General features: G+C 63.8%; 16 protein-coding genes. 6 read left to right on the forward strand and 10 right to left on the reverse strand.

Annotation, left to right across the window (positions count from 1 at the left end; genetic code table 11):
- Nucleotides 1-130 precede the first annotated feature (130 nt).
- Entirely contained in the window at nucleotides 131-1,549 is a 1,419-nt protein-coding gene (locus tag AB5I39_RS10535; protein ID WP_404366266.1) for an aldehyde dehydrogenase family protein, read from the reverse strand.
- A 123-nt stretch (nucleotides 1,550-1,672) separates the two neighbouring features.
- Between AB5I39_RS10535 and AB5I39_RS10540 the strand changes: the two genes are divergently transcribed.
- Nucleotides 1,673-2,101 (forward strand): MarR family winged helix-turn-helix transcriptional regulator, encoded by a 429-nt coding sequence (locus tag AB5I39_RS10540; protein ID WP_404366269.1) that lies wholly within the window; start codon nucleotides 1,673-1,675, stop codon nucleotides 2,099-2,101.
- A gap of 144 nt (nucleotides 2,102-2,245) precedes the next feature.
- Nucleotides 2,246-4,384 carry an acetate--CoA ligase family protein gene (locus AB5I39_RS10545; RefSeq protein ID WP_404366272.1) on the forward strand — a complete coding sequence of 713 codons (2,139 nt, stop codon included), beginning with the start codon at nucleotides 2,246-2,248 and terminating at the stop codon, nucleotides 4,382-4,384.
- 42 nt (nucleotides 4,385-4,426) lie between these two features.
- Here the strand turns inward: AB5I39_RS10545 and AB5I39_RS10550 are convergent, their stop codons facing one another.
- The gene (locus AB5I39_RS10550; RefSeq protein WP_404366275.1) at nucleotides 4,427-5,257 is read right to left on the reverse strand and encodes a p-hydroxycinnamoyl CoA hydratase/lyase; all 831 of its coding nucleotides are present in this window, start codon (nucleotides 5,255-5,257) and stop codon (nucleotides 4,427-4,429) included.
- Between the two features lie 260 nt (nucleotides 5,258-5,517).
- On the opposite strand from AB5I39_RS10550, the gene AB5I39_RS10555 reads away from it, so the two are divergent.
- The 3 genes from AB5I39_RS10555 (at nucleotide 5,518) to AB5I39_RS10565 (ending at nucleotide 10,290) form a co-directional block, all read left to right on the forward strand.
- Complete coding sequence (locus AB5I39_RS10555; RefSeq protein ID WP_404366278.1) at nucleotides 5,518-6,462, forward strand: helix-turn-helix domain-containing protein; 945 nt, start codon at nucleotides 5,518-5,520, stop codon at nucleotides 6,460-6,462.
- 167 nt (nucleotides 6,463-6,629) lie between these two features.
- Entirely contained in the window at nucleotides 6,630-9,191 is a 2,562-nt protein-coding gene (locus AB5I39_RS10560; protein WP_404366281.1) for a TonB-dependent receptor, read from the forward strand.
- A 10-nt stretch (nucleotides 9,192-9,201) separates the two neighbouring features.
- The gene (locus AB5I39_RS10565) at nucleotides 9,202-10,290 is read left to right on the forward strand and encodes an NAD(P)-dependent alcohol dehydrogenase (protein WP_404366284.1); all 1,089 of its coding nucleotides are present in this window, start codon (nucleotides 9,202-9,204) and stop codon (nucleotides 10,288-10,290) included.
- Between the two features lie 87 nt (nucleotides 10,291-10,377).
- On the opposite strand, the gene AB5I39_RS10570 is transcribed toward AB5I39_RS10565, so the two are convergent.
- The 7 genes from AB5I39_RS10570 to AB5I39_RS10600 form a co-directional block, all read right to left on the reverse strand.
- Complete coding sequence (locus tag AB5I39_RS10570) at nucleotides 10,378-12,873, reverse strand: TonB-dependent receptor (protein WP_404366287.1); 2,496 nt, start codon at nucleotides 12,871-12,873, stop codon at nucleotides 10,378-10,380.
- A 200-nt stretch (nucleotides 12,874-13,073) separates the two neighbouring features.
- Complete coding sequence (locus tag AB5I39_RS10575) at nucleotides 13,074-14,051, reverse strand: NADPH:quinone oxidoreductase family protein (RefSeq protein WP_404366290.1); 978 nt, start codon at nucleotides 14,049-14,051, stop codon at nucleotides 13,074-13,076.
- A 20-nt stretch (nucleotides 14,052-14,071) separates the two neighbouring features.
- On the reverse strand, nucleotides 14,072-15,307 hold the full coding sequence (locus AB5I39_RS10580; RefSeq protein ID WP_404366293.1) for a cytochrome P450: 1,236 nt from the start codon (nucleotides 15,305-15,307) through the stop codon (nucleotides 14,072-14,074).
- Between the two features lie 29 nt (nucleotides 15,308-15,336).
- A complete protein-coding gene (locus AB5I39_RS10585; RefSeq protein WP_404366296.1) occupies nucleotides 15,337-17,277 on the reverse strand; it encodes a flavin-containing monooxygenase in 1,941 nt (646 codons plus the stop codon).
- Between the two features lie 102 nt (nucleotides 17,278-17,379).
- Complete coding sequence (locus AB5I39_RS10590; RefSeq protein ID WP_404366299.1) at nucleotides 17,380-19,011, reverse strand: AMP-binding protein; 1,632 nt, start codon at nucleotides 19,009-19,011, stop codon at nucleotides 17,380-17,382.
- Nucleotides 19,012-19,049: 38 nt separating this feature from the next.
- Nucleotides 19,050-19,694, reverse strand: a complete 645-nt coding sequence (locus tag AB5I39_RS10595; RefSeq protein ID WP_404366302.1) for a TetR/AcrR family transcriptional regulator — start codon at nucleotides 19,692-19,694, stop codon at nucleotides 19,050-19,052.
- Entirely contained in the window at nucleotides 19,691-20,869 is a 1,179-nt protein-coding gene (locus AB5I39_RS10600; RefSeq protein WP_404366305.1) for an iron-containing alcohol dehydrogenase, read from the reverse strand. The genes AB5I39_RS10595 and AB5I39_RS10600 overlap by 4 nt, the downstream gene beginning before the upstream one ends.
- 295 nt (nucleotides 20,870-21,164) lie before the next feature.
- Between AB5I39_RS10600 and AB5I39_RS10605 the strand changes: the two genes are divergently transcribed.
- Complete coding sequence (locus AB5I39_RS10605) at nucleotides 21,165-22,277, forward strand: CaiB/BaiF CoA transferase family protein (protein ID WP_404366308.1); 1,113 nt, start codon at nucleotides 21,165-21,167, stop codon at nucleotides 22,275-22,277.
- Here the strand turns inward: AB5I39_RS10605 and AB5I39_RS10610 are convergent.
- The gene (locus AB5I39_RS10610) at nucleotides 22,272-23,171 is read right to left on the reverse strand and encodes an MBL fold metallo-hydrolase (protein WP_404366311.1); all 900 of its coding nucleotides are present in this window, start codon (nucleotides 23,169-23,171) and stop codon (nucleotides 22,272-22,274) included. The genes AB5I39_RS10605 and AB5I39_RS10610 overlap by 6 nt on opposite strands.
- Nucleotides 23,172-23,178: the final 7 nt, after the last annotated feature.

Below are 23,178 nucleotides of genomic sequence, written 5' to 3' on the forward strand. Positions count from 1 at the left end.
GCTTTGAGTGCCTATCGCTTTCATGTCGGGTGCACCCTTCACCATTACATGGCTGAGACCACGCGCGGCCACGCGCAGCTCGGGCCAGGCGGCCGCCAGCGGCTGTATCGCTCGCTGACTGCTGATCCGATCAGGCGTCCTCGAGCGCGACGGCGTTGACGATATGCGCCTGAGTATATTCGTGCAGACCAGCCTGGCCGAGTTCGCCACCGATGCCTGATTGCTTGGCGCCGCGGAACGGGATCGTCGCATCGATCGCCAGATACTGATTCACCCACACCGTGCCGCTGTCGATCTGCTTGGCGACTTCGACGGCGCGTTCCACGTCGCGGCCCCATACCGTGCCGCCCAAGCCGTATTCGGAATCATTGGCGCGCGCGACGACGTCGGCAATGTCGGTATATTTCAGCACCGGCAGGACGGGGCCAAACTGTTCCTCGCGGACCAGGGCGGCGTCATCCGGAATGTCGCGGACGATCGTCGGGGGGATGAAGTAGCCCGGGCGATCGAGCGGCGCACCACCCGCCACGATCTTGCCGTTGACGCGAGCGTCCTCAAGCAGTGCGCTGACCTTGTCGAACTGCATCTTGTTCTGGACCGGGCCGATCTGCGTGCCCTGCTTGGCCCCATCATCGACGATCGCGGCGTTGGCGAGGGTGGCGAGTTCGTCGCAGAAATCGTCGTACATCGCCTCGGGCACATAAGCGCGCTTGATCGCGACGCAGATCTGTCCGCCATTGGTCATCGCGCCGCCATAGACTTTCCGCGCGACCTGGCGCGGATCGACATCGTCGAGCACGATCGCGGCATCGTTGCCGCCGAGTTCGAGCGTCACGCGCTTCACCCCGGCCGCGGCCGATGCCATCACCTTCTTGCCGGTCGCGGTCGAGCCGGTGAACGCCACCTTGGCGATGTCGGGATGCGCGGTCAGCAGGCTGCCGAGCTCATTCTGGTCGCACACCATATTGACGACGCCAGCCGGCAGAATCTCCGCGCAAAGCTCGCCGAACAACAGGGTCGTGAGCGGGGTCGTCGGGGCCGGCTTGCACACCATCGTGTTGCCGGTGACCAGCGCCGGGCCGAGCTTGTTCATCAACAGGATGACCGGGAAATTCCACGGCGTGATCGACGCCACCACGCCGAGCGGGGTGCGGTGCTCGATCACGGTGTTGCCGCCTTCGTCGCGCAGCGTGCTCGTCTCCAGCCGCATCTTGGCGAAGGCCCGCAGTGTGAAGACGCTGCCCATCACTTCATACATCGCCTGATCGAGCGGCTTACCCTGTTCGCTGGTGAGCAGGCTGGCGAATTCCCCGGCGCGCGCCTCCAGCGTATCGGCGAGCTGGTCGACCAGGCCCGCACGCTCCTCGATCGATCGTGCCGCCCAGGCGGGGAAGGCGCGCTTGGCTGCGGCGATCGCCTGTTCGAGCTGATCGACATCGGCCTTTGGGCAATGCGCGAAAGCTTGTCCGGTGGCGGGGTTGATGACCTCGAAGTCGCTCGCGCCCGCGACCAGCGCGCCATCGATCAACAGGCTGAATGTCTTGGTCATCATCGCTCTCCTGGCCTCATCGGGCTGTGTTGTGCTGGCATTTGACGGCGCGATCGCGGATACGCCATCCTCTCTGCGATAATGTACGATAGGGATACATTCGTTGCAAGCTGGCGGGCGACCATGAACGAAGGAAAAGAACTGCAGCGGTTGCTGGGTTTTCAACTGCTGATGGCCGAACTCCATATGGGGAACCGCGCGCGCGATGCGCTGGCCCCATTCGGCATCACGCCCGCCAAGCTCGCTGCGCTGCTGATCATCCGCGATAATCCGGGGTGCGACCAGTCCGCGCTCGGGCAGGCGCTACGGGTCAACCGATCGAGCGCGATGAAGCTGGTCAATGCGCTGACCGAACTGGATCTGGTCGAACGGCAGCCGGGGCGCGACTTGCGGACCAACGCGCTGCACATCACCGCCAGCGGGCGCGATCGCCTTGAAGCGATGGTGCGCTGCCTGGATGAGGCGGATGCAGCGGCGGCGTCCGCCTTGTCCGCGGGAGAGCAGGAACAGTTGCTCGCGTTGCTGCGCAAGCTGCGGCGGGGCGCAGAGTAACGGGCGCGGACTACCGGGAGAGGATTGACCGGCGGGGCGCGCCACATAGCGGCTTGCCAAATGTGCGCTAGGGATACAGTTAGGCAGGCAATCGATGCCGCGCCGAACCGGTGTACGGCATCGCCACTTAGGCCGGAGGTTCGAATGACGGGTGTGACACACGCTGCCGAGGCAAGAACGAGAGTCCCGCTCGATCGCCTGCTGACACCGCGGTCGATCGCGATCGTCGGCGCCTCGGATAAGCCCGGAGCGCTGGGCGCGTCGGTACTCGCCAACCTCGATCGCGCTGGCTTTGCCGGACCAATCCATCTGGTCAATCCCAAGCGCGAGACGATCGGCCACCGCCGTTGCGTCGCGACGATCGACGATCTGCCCGAGGGGACCGACGTGGCGGTGCTGGCAATCCCGCGCGCTGCGGTGCTCGAGGTGATGGCGGCGCTGGCGCGGCGGAAGGTCGGCGCGGCGGTGCTGTTCGCCGCGGGTTTTGCCGAGGACGGACAGCAAGGCATCGCCGACCAGCAGGAAATCGCGCGGATCGCGCACGAGGCTGGCATGATCGTCGAGGGGCCGAACTGCCTCGGCCTGTTCAATTTCCGCGACAATATTCCGCTGACCTTCATCGAAATGCCCGAGGCCAAGGCAAAGGGCGAGCGCCGTGTCGGGATCGTATCGCAATCGGGTGCGATGGCGGCGGTGCTCGCCACCACCATGATCGCGCGCGACGTGCCGCTCGCCAGCTATGTCTCGACCGGCAACGAGGCAGTGTGCGGGGTCGAGGATTTCATCGATCATGCGCTCACCGACGACGGCGTGGCGGTGATCGGCATGATCGTCGAACAGTTTCGTAAACCCCAGCGCTTCCTGCAGGCGGCTCGCGCGGCCGTTGCACGGGGCAAACGGATCATATTGCTCCATCCGGGCAGCAGCGAAGCCGGACGCAAGAGTGCCGCGACGCATACCGGCGCGCTGGCTGGTGATTATCAGGTGATGCGCGTCCTGGCCGAAAATGCCGGGGTGATCTTCGCCGAGACGATCGAGGAACTCGGCGACATGGTCGAGATCGCACTGCGCTGCCCGCATCTACCTGGGCGAGGCACCGCAATCGTGGCGGAATCGGGCGCGTTCAAGGCGCTGATGCTCGATCAATGCGAGCGCGAGGGGTTGCATCTGCCACCCTTGAGCGATGCCGACAGCCCGGCTTTGCGTGCCGCGCTCCCGCCGTTCGTGCCCGTCACCAACCCGCTCGACGTGACCGCGCAAGGGCTGGTCGATCCCGGCTTGTACGGGCGCACGCTCGGCGCGCTGGCGGAGGATGACCGGATCGACACGATCCTGCTCACGCTGATCAACACCATGGCGGCATCGTCGCACGTCAAGTTCGACGCGGTCGCAGATGCGCTGCGCACGCTTGGCCGCGACAAGGCGATCGTGGTCGCCGGTGTCGATGAAGGCGGCGGGATCGAAGCGGCGGACGTCGATGCGCTGCGCGCGCTCGGAATCCCCTATCTGCCGACGGCGGAACGCGCACTGCGCGCGATTGCGCGACTTGCCGCCGCTGCATCGGCCGCCGGAGCGGCAGGCAACGCGCCAAATGGCGCGTCGCATCGCTTCGACGCTGTGATCGCGCCGGGCGCGATGGTCCCGGAATATCGCGCGAAGCAGCTATTGGCGCCGCTCGGTTTGCCCTTTCCCGAGGCCGCGCTCGCCCGGACACTGGATGAGGCAAAGGTCATTGCTGCGTGGATCGGGTATCCTGTCGCCCTGAAAGCACAGGCGGCGGCGCTGCCCCACAAGACCGATGCCGGCGGGGTCGTGATCGGTCTGGCCGACGAGGCGGCGCTCGCGGCGGGCTGGGCGAAGCTGACAACCAATGTCGCTGCGGCGCGACCGGATCTCGCGCTCGACGGCGTGCTGGTCGAGAAAATGGGCGCGAAGGGGATCGAGCTGATCGTCGGCGCGCGGCGCGATCCCGAATGGGGGCCGGTGGTGCTGGTCGGATTTGGCGGGGTCGCGGCCGAACTGACGCGCGACGTCCGTTTGCTTCCGCCCGAACTGCCCGTTGCCGCGATCATCGCCGAATTGCGCAAGCTGCGTATGGCGGCACTGTTCGACGGCTATCGGGGCGCACCGGCGGTCGATCTTGCAGCGGTGGCGGAGCTGGTTGCGCGGGTCGGTGCGGTGATCGTGTCGAACCCGGGGTTGCAGGAGCTCGATCTCAATCCGGTGATCGCCTATCCGACTGGTGACGGCGTCGTCGCGCTCGATGCGCTGATGACGTTTTAAAAAAAGCGGGCGGCGCCGCCAGCGCGGTGCCGCCCAGACGGTTCAGCCGCCGACGGCCGACTTGTCATAAGCGCCAAGGCCGGGCTTGTAGCTCTTTTCATCGATGAACTGGCGGATGCCTTCCTTGCGCCCTTCGGTCTTGTCGTGGAAGTTGGCGGCTTCCTGCATCCGGACCAGATAATCCTCGGCCTCGTCATAGGTCATCGTGCCGACGCGGCGGACCGCATCCTTCGCGAATTTCAACGCGACAGGGTTCTTCTTGAGCAGGATCTCGGCGACCTCGCGCGTGCGCGCTTCGAGCCGGTCGAGCGGCACGCTCTCGTTGACCAGCTTCCACGCGGCGGCCTGCTTGCCGTCGATCAGCTCCCCGGTCAGCGTCATCCACATCGCATCGCGCATCGACAGCAGATCGACCACCACCTTGGTCACCCCGCCACCGGGCAGGATGCCCCAGTTGATTTCCGACAGGCCGAATTTCGCCTCATCGGCGGTAATCGCCAGGTCGCAGGCGAACAGCGGCCCGAACCCGCCGCCGAAGCACCAGCCATTGACCATCGCGATCGTCGGCTTCTGGAACCAGCGGAGCCGCCGGAACCAGCCATAGCTTTCGCGCTGCGATCGCCGCACGCCCTGCAAGCCCTGCGCCTCGGTCTCGCGAAAATATTCCTTCAAATCCATGCCGGCCGACCAGGCCGTGCCTTCGCCGCCCAGCACCAGCACGCCGACATCGTCGCGGAATTCCAGTTCGTCCAGTACGTCCATCATGCGCCGGTTCAGCCGCGGGCTCATCGCGTTGCGCTTCTCCGGGCGCGCGAAATAGACCCAGGCGATCCCATCCTCGACCCGGACCGATACGACATCCTCTTCCGTCATCTTCAAATCTCCGCTGGTGAACGCTTCAGTCTTCGCCGCCACCCATCATCTGACGGGCGGCGCCGCAGGGAGCGGTGAGACCAAAACTGTATCCTAAGGATACATAGCGACCGATCCGGGGCTGACAAGCGCGATCTGGCGCCACCCGGCGCGGCGCTTGCTCAATTGGTACGCCTGGCATACAATCGTCCGGCCGCTTTGCGCGAAAACGACCATAAAAATGGCGCGCAGATCAGGCCCAGCAGTTGAGGGGGTGCAAGATGAGCCATCTTTCCGTGAATCCGGTGCGCGGGCTGGAAACCTACTCGACCTTGGCGGTGCCGCCGGGCACGCGCGCGCGCTATTGGCGCGGTCTTGTCGCACAGGCCTTTCCGGGCATGGTCGCCGATGTGCATGACGAGATCAGGGCCGATCTCGCGCGCTTTTCGCTCGGCCGGATCGGAATCGCGCGGGCGCGTAGCGAGCAGGCCCGCGTCCGTCGATCGGGCGATGGGAATCGCGAATCGATGATCGTCCTGCACGCCCAGCGCCACGGTCGCATGACGTTCGCGCGGGATCGCGGACATGCTTGCGGCGCGGTTGGCGACATCATCGTGGTGGATGATTCACAGCCATATTCGCTCGATATTTCCGACCATAACGACTGCCTGATTCTCGAAATCCCCAAGTCGCTGATCGAGATCGATGCCAAGGCAGCCGATTGGCACGGGCTGCTGCTCTCCCGGCGTGATCCCAATGTCGGCTTTCTCAGCCAGATGGTCGAATCGCTATGGATGCAGCGCAAACGGATTACGGAGCTGGGCGACGGCATCGATGCCTTGGTCGTCACCGCGGCGGAAATTGCCTGCCGCGCAGCGGTGCAGGGGCGTGGCCAGGACTCGACATCGGAAAGCCCGGTACAGTTCGCCCGCCGCCATCTGGACGACCCGGACTTGAGCACCGCGATGATTTCCGAGGCGACGGGATTGAGCCCGCGCGCGGTGCAAAAATCCTTCGCCCGTTACACGCGGCAGACGCCCACGGCCTATATCACCGAACAACGCCTGGCGCGCGCCGCCGACCGGCTTTCGGCGGATCTGCACCAAAGCATCACCGCTATCGCCTTTGATGTCGGATTCAGCGATTCGGCCTTTTTCAGCCGCTGTTTCCGGCGATGCTACGGCCTGACCCCCAGCGAATGGCGCGCCAAATCGACGCAATCCTGACCGCGACGCGGTTCGCGCGCGTCCACTTGGCCGGTTCGCTCCAATCCAAGACAGGCAGACAGGGCGCCCGTAGATTGTCCCCCAGACCGATAAAAACGGCGGTAATCTGAGGGGATGATCTGATGCGCAAGTCTGCTGTACCCATGCTCCTTCTGTCGACGGCTGTCATGGCGTCGCCAGCTTTCGCCCAGACCGCTGCGCCAAGCCCGAGTGCCCCGCCCGCCGCGCAGGATAGCGGCATCGAAGACATCGTGGTCACTGCGCAGAAGCGCGCCCAGAACGTCCAAGACGTGCCGATCGCCATCTCCGCCTTTACGGCCGACGCGCTGAAGGAGCGCGCGGTTCAGAACATCTCGCAATTGTCGGCGTTGACCCCGAACGTCAATCTGGACGCCGGAACGCCCTTTTCCGCCTCCACGTCGGTCCTCGCGGCCTATATTCGCGGCATCGGATCGGACGACTTCGCGTTCAATATCGATCCGGGCGTGGGTGTGTATCTGGACGGCGTCTATCTGGCGCGCACCGTCGGTGCCAATCAGGATCTGCTCGATGTCGAGCGGATCGAAATTCTGAAAGGACCGCAGGGGACGCTGTTCGGTCGCAACACGATTGGCGGCGCGATCTCGATCGTCACGCGCGATCCGGCCAGCACGTTCAAGGTGCGCGGCGATTTCACGACGGGCCAGTATAATCTGTTTCAGGGCCGCGGCTCGGTCGATCTGCCCATTACCGAGAATCTGCGGTCGTCGATCACGTTCAACGTGAAGCGGCAGGATGGTTTCCTGAAGCGCGTTCCGTTCCCGGATCAGCGGGCGAACTACGCGCCGTCCTTCACCAATTTCTCCGCGGCCGATTACGCCTCTGCGCAGAACGAAGGCGCTGCCAACACCTCCAGCATCCGCGGCAAGTTGAAATGGAGCAACGGCAGCGGCATTTCGGTGATGTTGGCAGGGGATTACACCAAGGATCGCGGCACCTCGGCCAACAGCGTGATCGGGATTTTTCCGAACGTGCCGGGCAATTTCGCGGGCACGGCAAACCTGCCGGGCACGGCGTTCGATCCGACCGGCACGACCGGCTTCAACTTCGCCGGCCTCTACAATTTCTGCATCGGCTCGACCGCTGCGCAAATCGCGGCCCGCAATGCGCAGGCGCTGTGCGGGGTGTCGGGCACGCAGTTCAACCCGCGTTTCCAATTGCCGTCGATCGCCAGCGTCAATGTCGATGGCAATCCGGCGAACGATCGATTGCCGTGGGATTCGCGCTTCATAACCAACGATCCCAATCGCAGCTATTCGACCGGCAACAGCTTTTCCGATCTGCAGGCCTGGGGTCTTGCCGGGACGATCAACGTCGATCTGGGCCACAATATCGATCTGAAATCGATCACCGCTTACCGTGAAGTGAATTGGAGTGCGGGCCTCGATGCCGACGGATCGCCGCTGAACTTCGCGCAGCTCAGCTTCACGCTCAACCAGTACCAAGTCAGCCAGGAACTGCAGTTGTTGGGCAATCTGTTCAATAAAAAGCTGAACTATGTGCTCGGCGCGTATTATTTCAAGGAAGGCGGCAATCTCCACGATTATGTCACCTTTGCCGAGGGGCAGGTGCAGGTCGACGGCCCGAACCGGCTGGACACGGAAAATTACGCCTTCTTCGGGCAACTGGACTATCAGCCGATCGACCTGATCAGCTTCACAGCGGGGGGCCGTTACACCCATGAAAAGAAGACCTTCACCGGCGGGCAGCAGGAACTGAACGGCTTCAATTACAAGCTTTTCGGCTGCTCCGATGCCAACGGCAACATCACCCCCAACGGCCCGTTCCCGCTCGCGCCGATCACCTGTTCGCAGGGGCTGAGCTTTCCCAATCCGGCTAACCCGGTGCAGGTCTATGTGCCGGGGCAGAACCGCAAGACGTTCAACAATTTCGCGCCGAAGCTCGGCATCCAGCTTCATCCCGCCGAGCGCCTGCTGGTCTATGGCAGCTGGTCGAAAGGCTATAAGACTGGCGGCTGGACCACGCGCCTGACCAACCCGCAAGGCAATGTCGCGCCCGATTTCAACGAAGAGAAGGCAACGACGTGGGAAGTCGGCGTCAAATCGACCTTCTTCAATCGCCGGCTGCAGGTGAATGCCGCGGCGTTCAACACCGATTACAAGGACATCCAGCTCAACATCCAGATCGGCACATCACCGACGATCGCCAATGCCGGTAACGCCCGGATCCGCGGTGTCGAATTCGAAGTGGTGGCCGAGCCGCTCGACGGGTTCAGCATCAACAGCGCGATCGGCTATATCGACGCGGTTTACACGTCGGTTTCGCCTGCTGCGGCGGCGGTCGGTGGCGCCACCGCCTTTCAGGCTGGGACGCTGGTCGGGCAGAGCTTGCCTAAGACGCCGACCTTCAAACTGAACATCAGCCCGCGCTACAAGCAAACGCTCGGCAACGGTGGCGCGTTGGTCTTCCTCGGCGATTTCACGCACACCAGCAGCGCGTGGAACGATACGCAGCGCACCTTCCTGCTGCGCCGGGCGTCGAGCGATATCTTCAATGCCAACATTACCTATCAGGACCCGCGCGATACCTGGACGCTGACGGCGGGTGCCACCAACATCACCAACAAGCGGTTCCTGACATCGGGCGGGTCGAATCTGGCCGATGGGATCATCTTCGGCACCTATAACCGCCCGCGCGAATGGTATGCGCGGATCGGCTTCAACTTCTGAGCGCCGCGCCATGACGACGATGCAGGCAGCGGTGGTCGAAGCGCCGGGCGCGGACTTCCGGATCGAAACGTTGGAACTGGGCCCGCCCGGCCCCGATCAAATCCTGGTGGCAATTCGCGCCTGCGGGGTGTGCCATACCGATCTGGTGATGCGTGACGGGCATTTGCCGGTGCGTTTCCCCAGCGTCTTCGGGCATGAAGGTGCCGGCGTCGTCGAAGCGGTCGGCGCCAATGTCGATACCGTACAACCGGGCGATCACGTTCTCATCAGCTTCGATAGCTGCGGCGGGTGCGGCGCATGCCACGATCATCAGCCGGGCTATTGCGTCGAATTCGTTCCCCGCAACTTCATGGGATTGACCGGCCCGGACGATGGCGGGATCGCTCGCGGTGATGTTGCCATCGGCGGCAACATTTTCGGCCAGTCCACCTTTGCGACCCATGCGCTGGCATACAGTCGCAACGTCGTGAAGATAGACCGCGATCTTCCGCTGGAAATCCTCGCGCCGCTCGGCTGCGGGGTTCAGACGGGGGCCGGAACGGTGCTGGAGACGCTCGACGTCCATCCCGGAGAGGCGATCGCGGTGCTGGGGGCGGGAGCGGTCGGCCTTTCGGCGGTGATGGCGGCGGCGATTGCCGGGGCGGGTCGCATCGTCGTGCTCGACCGGCATCAGCATCGCCTGTCGCTCGCCAAAACGCTCGGCGCGACCGTGGCGGCCGACGATCTCGCGCAGTTGGGCAATGGGTTCGACCATATCGTCGACACGACCGGCTCGGTCGATCTGGTGTCGGCCTGTATCGACAAGCTCGCGCTCAGGGGCACGCTGGCGCTGGTTGGCGCTTATCCGGGCGACCCGAAACTCCCGCTCGATTTGTCGGCGATCATGAGCATGGGGCGCCGGATCGTCGGCGTCGTCGAGGGCGGGATCGATCCACAGCGCTTCATCCCGCGGCTGATCGCGCATTACCGCGCGGGCCGCTTGCCGCTCGAAAAGCTGATTCGCCTCTATCCGCTTTCGGACATAGCCGAAGCCGTCGCCGCATCCGAATCAGGCGCCGTGATCAAGCCGGTGTTGATCATGGAACACGGTCCCCGCTGATCGGCGGCCAAGGCGCTGACCGATACGAGAACGCCCGCACCGGATCGATCCGGTGCGGACGTTCTCGTTTTGCGTATTTGCCACAGTTCAGAAGTTGAACCGTAGCGCCGCCGATATCGTGCGCCCGTTCATCACACGCGGGGTGACAATCCCATCCGCGGGAAGCGTTCCTTGCGAGACATCGATGACCCCGAGCGCGTTGAACACGTTGCTGCCGTTGATCGACACCGTGACGCGGTCGATCGGGCGATATTCGATGAAGGCGTTCACGGTGGTGAAGGCCGGCATCTTCAGCTTGTTCACGTCCTGCGCGTAGCTCGAGCCCGTGTAGACCAGCGTCGACCCGAAGGCGACGGGGCCGAAATCGATGACCGGCATCGCTTGGACGATGAGCTTGGGCTGGTGACGCGGGGTGTTGCCGGCCAAGGTCGCATCGGTGCTGTCGCTCTTGATTTCGGCATGGGTATAGGTTGCCGAGGCTGTCAGGCTGAACGGCCCACGCTGATAGCTCCCTTCGAACTCGGCACCATAGGCACGGTACGAACGATTGAACGGTTGTACCGTCAGGCGTCCGTCGGCGCCGGTAATGATCTGGAAGTTCTGCTCCGTTGTGTTGGCGACGAAACCGGTGAGATTGAGGGTAAGCGCGTCGGTACGGAACTTCACCCCGGCCTCGGCCTGGCGCACCGGGTTATAGGTGTCCTTGCTGTTGGTCGGCTTGCCGGTGACCGTGCTCAACAGGGGCGTGAAGTATATCGAATCCGCAAGGGCGCGTGCGCCCTTGCTGTAACGTGCGAAGGCCGCGAACCGGTCAGAGACGCGGAAGTTCACACCCACCGAATAGCTGAGGTAGTTGTAGGAATAGTCGACCAGCCCCGGCATATCACCGGAAATGCCGTCGGCAAATTGCTCCGGAATGCTGATCACGCCGTCGCCGTTTACGTCGATCGGGCGCACAGCGACACGATTTCCGCGCAGTTCGCTGCCGAAGCGTTGTCCCGTTACCTTGCCGCTATCGTACCGCAGGCTGCCGCCGATCGTCAGCCGTCCCTTGTGGAAGTTGATCGAGCCGTAAGGCGCGGTGATATCGTAGTCGACGTCGGAATAGCGATTGCCGATAACTGTCGATGGCCACACGCTATACGCGGCGATCCCGCCCTGGCTCAGCGTGGTGCCGCCCGCAGTGCGCAGGTCGAGCAGGGCCGAGTCCGGCCCTGCGAAATCCTGAAACGCCGTGCTGAGTGACAGGATCGACGTGAAGTTCTGCAGCGCTTTATATACGCCGCCAGTCAACGTAAGATCGCCGCCACCAACCTTCCAGACGCGCGACGCGCGGAAATCGTTGACGAAATAGTCTGCCTGCGGGCTGTCGACGATGTTGGCCGCCGAGTAGCCGACGAGCCCGTTGCCGTTCAGCGCCGCGGGATTGGTAACGATCTGGCCGGTTTTTGGGCCAGTCGCATAAACGAACTGCGCGCCGGGGCCGCCGAAGATCGTCGCGATCGTCGTCGCAGGCGCAACGAGAATCGGTCGGCTGCCGCCCGCCGCGCTCGAATTGCTGCTGAAGCGCAGTCGGTTCATGAACGTCCAGGAGGCGATGTCGAACTTCGCCTCAAGGCCGATTGCGTTCGATTTGATTCGCCACGCCTGCGATAGGTCGCTTCGAAGGATCCGCGGGGCGACGCCGGTGCCGATCGGGTTGGGGAAATATTTCGAGATCGTGTTATCGTGCCGCGGGTCGAAATTGGCGATTGGCGTATAGGTCGGGTCCGCGTCGCTGCCGGTCACGCGCATCGGACCGTTGGTGTAAGACGCTTGTCGGTCGTCCAGAAATTTTGCGTACAGGCGGACATAGCCATTGGCAAAATCACGCGTCACGTTCAGTTTTACCTGGCCCCCGCGAAACGCATTGGCCCCGGCATCGCGCGCGCCCGCGCCGCTGCGATAATAGCCACCGATGTGGAACCGCAGCGTGTTCGAAACGTGCGTACCATATTCGAAATCGGCGCGCTTGCTGTCATAATCGACCAACCCGGTGCTGAGCTGAATCGCGCCGCCTTCGTCTTCGCCAGTCTTCGAAATGAAGTTGATCACGCCGCCGGGCGAGTTGGAGGCGAATGTGGATGCTGATCCGCCGCGAATCGATTCGATCCGGGCAAGGCCCAGATCGGGCCGGATCAGCATGTCATTGGTCAGGCTACTAAGATCGCCGAATTCGAGAACGGGCAAGCCATCTTCTTGAAACTGGAGCCATTTCGATCCGCTGCCCGCCAAGGGAAGGCCGCGAATTGTATAATTGGCGAACCCGCCGTCACCCAGATCCTCGACGCGGATACCGGGGACGCTGCGCAGCACTTCGCCTAAAGTGCGCGCACTGGTCTGCCGAATGCGGTCGTCGCCCAGCGCACTGGTCGAGATGGCGCTGTCGAGGAGATCGCGACCCTTGGCAACGCCGGTGGAAAAGACCGCCTTTTTCGACGCTCCGCTTGGCTTTTGCCCGACGTCACCGCCAGCATCATGACCCTCGTCGGAAATCGCAGGGTTGGCTGGCGTCTCGGCATAGGCCGGTACTGCCAACGCCACACATGCGACTGAAATCAACAACGCGATCTTCACAAGCCTGTTCCTCGGATGCTCTTCGATTGCGTCATTGTAGATGCGTGCGGAGAGCGAGGCTGGTGAGCGCGGGAAATTTAACCTATTAGGTGCGCTAGGGATGCGGCCGCGATAGTGACGTTGCGCGAATGGGGCAGGGGCGCCTTTTTACCGCTTGTCGTTGCACTTCACGACGCGACAACGATCTTGCCGACCGCCTCGCGCTGGTTCAGCGCAGCGAAGGCAGCGGGGGCCTCGGCAAAGGGGAAGGGCCAGAGCAGGCGCGGTGGCAAACGGCCATCGGCGGCGTGCATGAAGATTTCCTCCCAGATGGCGCGGGCGCGCCCATTGTCCGCCTCGAACAGATGGCGCGCATCGACACCGATCAGCGCGCCGTTTTTCAACAGCGGCAGGTTCGCAGGCAGTTTCGGAATCGCCCCCCCGGCGAAGCCCAGGATGAGGTGCCGTCCACCTTTGGCGAGCGAGCGGAAGGCCGGCTCGAAGCTCTCGCCGCCGACGGGATCGAACACGATGTCGACGCCGCGCCCGAGTCGTTCGCGCAGCGTGTCGCGCCAATCCGCCGCCCCGTAATCGATGGCGAAATCGGCACCCAGCGTGGTGGCATAATCGCGCTTGTGCGCCGTCCCGGCCGCAGCGATGACACGCGCGCCGGCGTTCGCTGCGAGCTGCACGGCGGCGCTGCCGATGCCGCCGCCAGCGCCCAGCACGAGCACGGTTTCGCCCGGCTTCAGCGCGCCGCGATCGAACAGTGCGTACCAGGCGGTCAGATGATCGAGCAGCATCGATGCGGCGACCGGCGACGACAGTTGATCGGGCAGCGCCACCAGCGTGGCGGCGGGTGCGATGACATGGTCGGCGAGGCCCCCACCCGCGAGCAACTGCCAGCTCGCGACCCGCTGGCCCAGCGCAATATCGTGCACGTCGCGGCCGACCCAGTCGACCACGCCGACAATCTCCGCACCGGGCACATAGGGCGGCGTAGGTTTGTGCTGATACCCGCCCGCCGCAATCAACGCATCGACGTAGCCGAGCGCGACGGCCTCGACGCGCAGCCGAACTTCACCGTCGCCGGGGCGTGGTGCGGGCACCTGCCGGAAAGCATAGGTGTAGGGTGGACCGAGCGTGTCGCTGGTCAGGGCACGCATGGTTTTTGCGACCATCGCCGCTAGTTCCAATGTGCCTCGAGCCGGGTAAGCCCGCGGAACAGGAAATTCTCACGCCACGTCGCCGTATCGAGATCGACCTCTAAGCCGGGCAGCACGTTAGCGAGATGTTCGAACGCGATCCGCCCCTCGATCCGCGCGAGTTCGGCGCCGACGCAGAAATGGATGCCGCCGCCGAACGACATATGGTCGGCCGCCCCGCGCCCGATATCGAACCGTTCGGGATCGGGAAACTTGCGGCCGTCGCGGTTTGCGGCCCCGACCAGCGCCAGCACACGCTCGCCCGCCTTGACCGGATGGCCGTCGATGGCGGTGTCGTTGAGCGCGGTGCGATAGGTCGCAACCAGCGAACTTTCGTAGCGCAGCGCCTCCTCATTGGTCGTGCCCGCCAGCCCGACCGGATCGGCGACCAGTCGCGCCCATTGGTCGGGGTGGCAATGCAGGCGGTACAAGCCGTTGCCGATGATGTTGGCGGTGGTTTCGAAGCCTGCGCCGAACAAGGCGATCGCCACGGTGGTTGCTTCATGCACGCTGAGGCCATCGGGTGTCTCTCCGGTCTGCGCGAGCGCGGTCAGCAGATCGTCGCGCGGATTGGCCAGCCGGTCCTCGAATTCGGCGAGGAAGAACGCCTCCAGTTCGTCGATCCGGCGGTTCGCGGTGGCGAGTTCCTGCTCGGTCAGCTTGCGCGCCTCGAACACCACGAACGCTTCGGGGATTGCCGCGATCAGCTCGGCCATCTGCGGCGTGTGGTAATCGATCCCCATCAATTCGCAGATCACCATCACCGGTAGGCGATAGGCGAATTGCGTCATCATCTCGGCACGGCCATCGGCGATGAAGGCGTCGGTCAGTTCCTGGCAGATTTCGCGAATACGCGGTTCGAGCGCGCGGACGCGCTTTGCGGTGAGCGATCCGGTAACGAGCCCGCGGATGCGCGTGTGCTGCGGCGGGTCCTGCGCGATGAACACCTCGGACAGCCAGCGATAGCCGGAATTGGCCAGCACGTCGAAATCGGGGCCGTAGAACAGCTTGAGGTTTTCGGAAAAATCGCCGGTGCCGAAATCCTTGCGATTCATCAGCACGTCGCGGACATGTTCATGGCGCGACACCACCCAATAACCGGGCAGCGCGCGATGGAACGGGTCGTTTTCGCGAATGCGGCCGAACAGCGGATAGGGATCGGTGATGAGTTCCGGCAGCGACGGGTCGAACGGTGTGATTTCGGCGACGTCGGTCATGGTATCCTCTCTCCCGTGTTGCGGCGGAGTCAGTGTCCTGCGGTGGCGAAGGCCAGGTCTTCCGGGTCAGCCGCGCGCGTCATTCGCCAGAAGGCGTCGTTGCGCCACGGCGTAATCGCGATGATGCGGCCGCGCGAATTGCGGTACCAATTCTCCGCGCCCGGATGCGTCCACACGAGCTTTTCATGCGCGGCGTCGAGCTTGGCGACGTAACTGCGATACACATCCTCGCGCACCTCGACCGAGGCGGCGTCATGTTCCAGCAGCGAATCGATGATCCGCATCGCATAGTGCGCCTGGTTCTCGATGTTGCGGATCATGCTGCCGCCATGTCCGGCACCGACATTCGGGCCCAACAAAATGAAGAAATTCGGGAAGCCGGGCACCAGCGTGCCGAGATAGGCCGCGGCATTGTCGCCGTCCCACACTTCGCGCAGCACCAGCCCGTCGCGACCGATCACCTCATAGGAACCGAGTACATTGGTCGTCTGGAAGCCGGTCGCCAGGATGATCGCGTCGGCCTGCACCTCTTCGCCCGATGCCGCGACCAGCGTGTCGCCACGCACCTCCGCGAGATGTTCGGGGATCAGGCGGACATGCGGTTTGCGCAAGGTGCGGAACCAGCCATTGTCGAGCAGCATGCGTTTCAGGAAAGGCGGATAATCGGGCAGCACCAGCGGCAGCAGATCCTGCCGGTCGCCCAATTGCTCCTCATAATAGCGCGTGAAGAACTGGCGGTGCCCGTCATTGACCGCGTTGATCGAACGGCTCGGGTCGCTCCACTCCGGATCGCGGGTCAGCGTGCCGTGGACGCGATCGTTGAAGGTCCAGGACAGGCGCTGTTCGACCCAGCGGCGGTACAGCGGGAAGACGCGCATCAGGTAGCGCACACCCTCGGGCACTGGCTTGCGAAACTGCGGGAAGGGCGCAATCCACTGCTTCGAGCGCGCGAAGATCGTCATTTCGGCGACCTGATCGGCGATCGCGGGGGCGACCTGCATCCCCGACGCGCCATTGCCGATCACTGCGACGCGCTTACCGGTCAGATCGACATCGTCGCGCCAGTTAGAGGTGTGCAGCACCTCGCCGGTAAAGCTGTCGAGACCGGGGATGTGCGGGTATTTCGGGATGTTGAGGATGCCGACCGCGCTCATCACGATATCGGCCTCGTGCGTTTCGCTATGGCCGCCGCCGTCGGTGGTGGTGACGCGCCATTTGCTCTCGGCAGCGATCCACTCCGCGCGATCAACCTTGGTGCCGAAGCTCGCATGGTCGTACAGGCCGAAGCTGCGCGCCGTCTCCAGCAGATAGGCCTCGATCTCCCCCTGCAGCGGGAAATAATGCTCCCAATCGGCGGGTTTGCATGAGAAAGTGTAGGTCAGGTTGGGCGTGTCGACGCCGCAACCGGGATAGCGGTTTTCCCACCACGTTCCGCCAAAATCATCATTCTTCTCGAAGATCACATAGTCGATCCCCGCGCGGCTAAGCTCGATCCCGGCGCACATGCCGGAAATGCCGCCGCCGATGACGATCGCCTTTAACGGGCGCTTGGCCACTGCGGGCGGGGGCGGTGTGTCGAACTGCATCGAGAAAGCGACGACATCGCCATACTCCTCGGGCACCGGCTCGCTCATCGCCAGCCCGAGCATCTCGGCCAGCCGCGCATTGGTCGGGCGCGGCAGCGCGAACGGTGCGCCGTTGGACCAGGCGAGGATTGCGTCATAGGCGGCGTCGCGGATCGTGCGTTGCAGGTCGTCGCTAAAGCCACCGCTGTCATTGTCGTCCAACCCGCGCCCGCGGCGGGGCACGAACGGGTCCTGCATCCAGCGCGCATCATCTGTCAGTTGAATGAGGCACAGCAGCAGCGCCGGGATATTCGCTTCCTCCACCCCCTGACGCAGCAAGGCAAGATCGAGCGTTTCGCCCGGGAGTAGGCCGTGGTCGGAGCCGGTGGCTTGCATCGCCGTCATCATCCTCTCGACGCCCGCTTAACGCGGCGCCATTACCGTTAATATCAAATATCTACTCACCGGTATATCAAGTCAATCGCAATGGCTCGACCGCCTTGTAATTCAGCCCGAAAACACTTCGCGCCGTACGCGCATCCCGGCCTTTTCGCGGTCCCAGGTGTCAGGCGTGACGCCCTCCTTGCGCAGATCGCCCTTCAGCACCTTGGCCGACGGCGTCTTGGGCAATTCGGGGAGGATGCGCAGATACCGTGGCACCATGAAATAGGGCATCCGTTCGATCAGGAATACCGCCAGCAACTCGTGGTCGATCGTCCGCCCAGGTACTGGGGCGACCACCACCATCACTTCATCCTCGGAAAACTCGCTCGGCACCGCGATCGCTGCCGCCTCGCGCACGTCCGGGTGGGCGCAGACCTCGACCTCAACCTCGAAAGACGAGATGTTCTCGCCCCGGCGGCGGATGGCGTCCTTCACCCGGTCGACGAAATAATAATAGCCGTCCTCGTCACGGCGGAAGGCGTCGCCGGTGTGGAACCAGCCATTGCGCCACGCCTCGGCGGTTGCTTCCGGGTTGCGATTATAGCCGCTGTTCATCGCCCACGGCCGATCGGTCCGCACCAGCATCTCGCCGATTTCGCCGACCGGTACTTCGCAATCGTTGCGATTGACCAGCCGCACCTCGACATGCGGCCGCACCTTGCCGCACGTGCCGCGCTTGACCGGATTGGCCTCCGACACGATCGGCGAGGAAATCTCGGTCATGTTGAAGATCGTGTAGATGTCGATGCCGAAGCGTTCGGTGAAGGCCGGCGCGTCATCGGTCAGCGGCACCATGAAGGCGGCGCGTACGCTGTGGTTGCGGTCCTCGGGCGACGGTTCGCGTTTCATCAGGAAGGTCGCCATCACGCCCAGCAGGAACACGACCGTGGCCTTGGTCTGCCGAGCGATTTCCCAGAAGCGATCGGTCGAGAAGGATTCGATCAGCGCCACCGACGCGCCGCGCGCCAGCATCACGAACGGCGGCCCCATGCCGCCGATGTGGAAGATCGGCGCGACGCACATATAGCGATCGTTTTCCCCCACCATCGGCCAGGATTCAGGCCCAGCGTTCGAAAACATATGGAGATAGGAGGACAACACGCCCTTCGACGGGCCGGTCGTGCCGGAGGTGTAGATGATCGACTGGATGTCCCACGGCTCGATCGGGCGTTCCAGCGGGACGAGCGCACCGCCGCCGATCGCGTCGAAACGCACGCTTGGCAGCCCCACATCGGGTACCGGGCCGCCCGTTACGATCACTAATTGTTCGAGAGCGGCGAGATCGATCTCGCCCAGCCGCTCGACCAGATCGGGGTGGACGATCATCACCTTCGCACCCGAATTGGCGACGACATGCGCCAGCAAATTGCCGCGGTACGCGGTGTTGAACGGTACGAAGATCGCACCGAGATAATTGATCGCATAGAAAGCGATCAGCGCATCGCGCCCGCTCGGCAGCCAGGCCGCGACATAATCGCCTTGCCGCACGCCGAGCTGTTGCAGGCCCGCCGCCTTGTCGACGACGCGGCGGCGCAGCTCGGCATAGCTCCATTCCTCGCCATCTTCGAAGATGACGTGCGTCTTGTCGGGCCGCTCGCTCGCCCAGCGATCGACTAGATAACGCAGCACGCATTCATCGCGATTGGGAATGCGCGGATCGCTAAAGTCGCGCGGACGCGCCAAGGTCGTCGTCACGGTATCTGCCTCCCGAAAAGTCCGAACGCGCTCAGCCGTCACGCCAGCCCGACGAGCCGCAGACAGGCTTCGACCGCCTGATCGACGACCGTCTCGGCGGAGCGTTTGCTGCCCGGACGATAGCAATGGATGATCCAGCTCAGCAGCCCGCCGATCCACACCGACATCGCCGCGGCATTGTCGACGCTCACCGATCCGTCGCGCACGCAATCCTCGATGAGTTTGCCGATGCGCAGATCGAATTCGTGGCGCAGCCGCAGGATGCGCTGCGCATCGGTCCGATCGAGGTTCATCATCTCGCGCTGATAGATGACGAGATATTCGTGCCGCTTGACGATGATCTCCGCGACCTCGCGCAGGCTGGCCTTCAGCTGCTCGATCGGTTGCCGCTCGATTTCCTCGATCCGGTCGAGCGCGGCGAGCAATTCCTGCACGCCGGCCTCGCAGATCGCACTCAGGATCGCACTCTTGCTCTTGAAGTAGGTGTAGAGGAACGGCTTGGTCGCGCTCAGGCGGTCGGCGAGCATTTCCAGCGTCGCCAATTCATAGCCCTTTTCATAGAACAGGGCGCTGGCTTCCTCGAGGATCCGCGCGCGTTTGAACGCTACGACGCCGGGTTTGATTTCCCGGGCGCTTTGTTCGGAAACCGGCGGAGTCCTGGCGGCGGCGCTGGATTTTGTCATGCGGCCCTTCTGAGAATTTCCATGATGTCGGCAGGCTGGGTCACCGGACGCGGGTTCGTCCGACCCCAGATGTCGAGCATGGTATATTCCGCGATCTGCCGGAAGCGGTCTTCGGTGACGCCGACCTCCCCTAGGGTGCGCGGCATGCCGAGCGAGCGAATGAACGCGTCGAGGCTCGCGCCTGCGGTTGCATGGGTGTTGCGCAGACAGGCGTTGATGCGGTGCTGACGGCTGTTGTCATGCTCGGCATTCCAATCGAGCACGTATGGCGCCATCACGCACGAACAATGGCCGTGCGGGACATTGCAGGTGCCGCCCAGAATGTGGCCGATCGCATGGCTCGCGCCCATCGGCACGCCGCCGATGATCGAGATCATCGATTGCCACGCGCCGATCTGGCACTTTAGCCGCCCGGCCATGTCGTGCGGGTTCGCCTTGGTGCGCGACAGACCCTCGACCAGCAGGCGCAGCGCATTGTCGGCGAGGCCGTCGGCGAAATCGTTCGACATTTTGGAACCGAGCGTTTCGACCGCATGATCGACCGAGCGCACCCCGGTGGACAGCCACAGCCATTCCGGCGTGTGGACCGTCATCGCCGGATCGAGCACGACCATGATCGGCGCCATGCTGCGATGCTCATAGCCCTGCTTGTGCATCGTCACTTCGTCGGTCGAACCCGACAAAGCGTTGAATTCACCACCCGACAGCGTGGTCGGCACGCAGATGGTGCGGATGTCCGGCCCGACCTTAACCGGATTGATGACGTTGCCGTCGGGGTCGACATAGGTGCGCAGCGGCTCGAAATCCTCGACCGTGCGGACGTTATGCTTGAGCAGCAGCGGGATGATCTTGCCCGCGTCGATCACCGATCCGCCGCCGATGCCGACGATCAGATCGGCATCGACCGCGCGCGCGGCCTCGGCGGCGGCGAGGACGTGCGAGCGCGGCGCGTGGGAGGCAATACCGCTATGCGTGCCAGCATAACGATCGCCAAGTGCCGCTTCGATGTTGGCGATCTCATCGGTTTCGCGGCGGAGCGTTTCGGAGGTGAGCAGGAAGACCCGCTTTGCCCCCATCGCCTCGGCTTGCTCGCGCACCGCCTCGCTCGCGGGCTTGCCCATCGTCACGCGCTCGGTGACGGTGAAGGTCATCTGGCTCGGGATCACGTCTGCCACGGTCATCTCCTACTGCGACGCATATCTTTGCGGTCTTGCGGGCATTATGCACAAAGATTCGCCTACTGACTAGTATATTTTTGTACTCATGTTCACAGGATAGCTTCCGGTCGGCTTGACCCGAGCGCTACCGGTAGGTAGCCCTTGGCCACAGAAGCTACGGTATAAGCCCGGGGCAGGGATGCGGGAACCCAGATTGACGTTTGATGGATCAGCGATTGCGCTCCTGTAATCTGCCCGCGCCGAAGCTTGGCGAGTTGTGTGCGCATGGGACCGACACCGGCGTGCTGACGCTATGAGCGGTCCGCTGGCGGGTATCCGCGTCGTCGAATTCGCCGGATTGGGACCAACGCCCTTCGGCGCCATGATGCTCGCAGACATGGGCGCCGACGTGCTGCGGATCGACCGGCACGGCGCGGAGCCCTTTGGCGGCGGTGACGCGCGAGACGATTTCCTCAATCGCGGTCGCCCCTCTGTTACCGCCGATCTGAAATCGCCCGAAGGCAAGGCGCTGGCGATCGCGGCGGCCACCCGTGCCGACATTTTGATCGAAGGCTTCCGCCCTGGCGTGATGGAGCGCCTCGGTCTCGGCCCTGAGCCGCTGCTCGCCGCCAATTCGCGGCTGATCTATGCGCGCATGACCGGCTGGGGCCAGTCGGGGCCGATGACGGACAAGGCCGGGCACGACATCAATTATCTGTCGATGACCGGCGGGCTCAGCCTGATTGGGCCGTTCGACGGGCCACCGGTGCCGCCGCTCAACTATGTCGCCAATTTCGGCGGCGGGGGCATGTTGCTGGTGGTGGGCGTGCTCGCCGCATTGGTCGAACGGTCGGTCAGCGGGCGCGGGCAGGTGGTCGATGCGGCAATGGTCGATGGCGCGTCCTTGCTCGCGACGCAGATCTTCGCCTGGACTGCGATGGGGCGCTGGCGGCCGGGACGCGGCGGCAATCTGCTCGATGGCAGCGCTTATTTCTATCGCTGCTATCGCACCGCCGACGGTAAATTCGTCGCGGTCGGCGCGCTGGAGCCGCAATTCCATGCCGCGCTGATCTGCGGGGTTGGGCTTGATCCGACTGATTTTGGCGATCACCTTGACCCCGCTTCCTGGCCAGAGCGGAACGCGCAGCTGGAGGCGATCTTCGCCAAGCGCGACCGCGACGCGTGGATCGCGCATTTCGCCGATTTCGATGCGTGCCTCAGCCCGGTATTGAGCCCGGAGGAAGCGACGCAGCATCCCGCCAATGTCGCGCGCGATGTGCATGTGACGGTGGCGGGCGCGCTGCAGCCCGCGCCAGCCCCGCGCTTCGATCGCACGCCATCGCCGCTTCCCGCCGCACCCGTTCGCGCAGGCGAGGGCGGGGCGGAGCGGCTGCGTGCCTGGGGGATCGACGCGGCGGGGCTATAGAGCTGGCGAGAGAATTGGGCGGAAGCCGGTGCCGTCACGCAACACCCGTGCGACATGGTTGCCGCCGAAATGCGCCGGGATCAGCAATGCCTCGCGGTCAGCCGCTTCGCCGAGCACTTGACGCCGCGTCTCGCGCGCCTGGTCCTGATCCTCGCAGAACGCGCTGTTCCATTCGGGCGCGTAGATTTGCGCGGGGTGGTGCAACACGTCGCCGACGAACATCGCCTCGACTCCGCCCGACGTGACATGCATCGCCGTGCTGCCCGGCGTGTGTCCCGGCCGTGACTGCAGTACGAGTCCATCCGCAACTTCGAAGCCATCATCGGCCCATACGGCGCGCCCTGCATCAAGAATGGGACGCACACTATCCTCATACATTCCGCCGTTTACGAGCGTGCCGACATAGCCCGGCCCGACGGTATCGACCTCAGGGTCCCAATAGTCGCGATCCCGCACCGGCAGGACATAGCGCGCGTTGCGGAAGGTCGGCTGCCACACGCCGTCGATCAGCCGCGTATTCCACCCGACATGATCGACATGGATGTGCGAGCACACGACCGTGTCGATGTCTTCGGGCTGGAAACCCGCGGCCGCCAGCCGGTCGAGGAAATCGGTCTGCAGATGCGCGAAGATCGGCAGATCGGGGCGATCCTTGTCATTGCCCGCGCCGGTGTCGAACAGAATGCGTTCGGTCCCAGTGTCGAGTACCCAGCTTTGCAGGCACGCGACCAGCTTGCCGGAGGCGGGATCGAAATAGTCGGGGACAAATTCGTCCTCGCGCCGCTCCCAATCGTGCCTCTGAAAGCCTTGGAACAGCTCGCTCGGCGGGCTGAAGGTGCCGCTCCATTCTTCGATCCGGTGAACCGCAATCTTGCCGATCTGAAAGCGGTTCACCGGTCTC

Source organism: Sphingomonas sp. MMS24-J45 (genome assembly GCF_044881195.1).
Taxonomy (GTDB): Bacteria; Pseudomonadota; Alphaproteobacteria; order Sphingomonadales; family Sphingomonadaceae; genus Sphingomonas.

What these genes read in the sequence shown, in the direction of transcription:
- AB5I39_RS10605 (WP_404366308.1), top strand. Translation starts at nt 21,165, where the DNA reads ATGAGCGGTCCGCTGGCGGGTATCCGCGTCGTCGAATTCGCCGGATTG.
- AB5I39_RS10555 (WP_404366278.1), top strand. Translation starts at nt 5,518, where the DNA reads ATGAGCCATCTTTCCGTGAATCCGGTGCGCGGGCTGGAAACCTACTCG.
- AB5I39_RS10540 (WP_404366269.1), top strand. Translation starts at nt 1,673, where the DNA reads ATGAACGAAGGAAAAGAACTGCAGCGGTTGCTGGGTTTTCAACTGCTG.
- AB5I39_RS10595 (WP_404366302.1), bottom strand. Translation starts at nt 19,694, where the DNA reads ATGACAAAATCCAGCGCCGCCGCCAGGACTCCGCCGGTTTCCGAACAA.
- AB5I39_RS10575 (WP_404366290.1), bottom strand. Translation starts at nt 14,051, where the DNA reads ATGCGTGCCCTGACCAGCGACACGCTCGGTCCACCCTACACCTATGCT.
- AB5I39_RS10550 (WP_404366275.1), bottom strand. Translation starts at nt 5,257, where the DNA reads ATGACGGAAGAGGATGTCGTATCGGTCCGGGTCGAGGATGGGATCGCC.
- AB5I39_RS10560 (WP_404366281.1), top strand. Translation starts at nt 6,630, where the DNA reads ATGGCGTCGCCAGCTTTCGCCCAGACCGCTGCGCCAAGCCCGAGTGCC.
- AB5I39_RS10565 (WP_404366284.1), top strand. Translation starts at nt 9,202, where the DNA reads ATGACGACGATGCAGGCAGCGGTGGTCGAAGCGCCGGGCGCGGACTTC.
- AB5I39_RS10545 (WP_404366272.1), top strand. Translation starts at nt 2,246, where the DNA reads ATGACGGGTGTGACACACGCTGCCGAGGCAAGAACGAGAGTCCCGCTC.
- AB5I39_RS10585 (WP_404366296.1), bottom strand. Translation starts at nt 17,277, where the DNA reads ATGACGGCGATGCAAGCCACCGGCTCCGACCACGGCCTACTCCCGGGC.
- AB5I39_RS10535 (WP_404366266.1), bottom strand. Translation starts at nt 1,549, where the DNA reads ATGACCAAGACATTCAGCCTGTTGATCGATGGCGCGCTGGTCGCGGGC.
- AB5I39_RS10580 (WP_404366293.1), bottom strand. Translation starts at nt 15,307, where the DNA reads ATGACCGACGTCGCCGAAATCACACCGTTCGACCCGTCGCTGCCGGAA.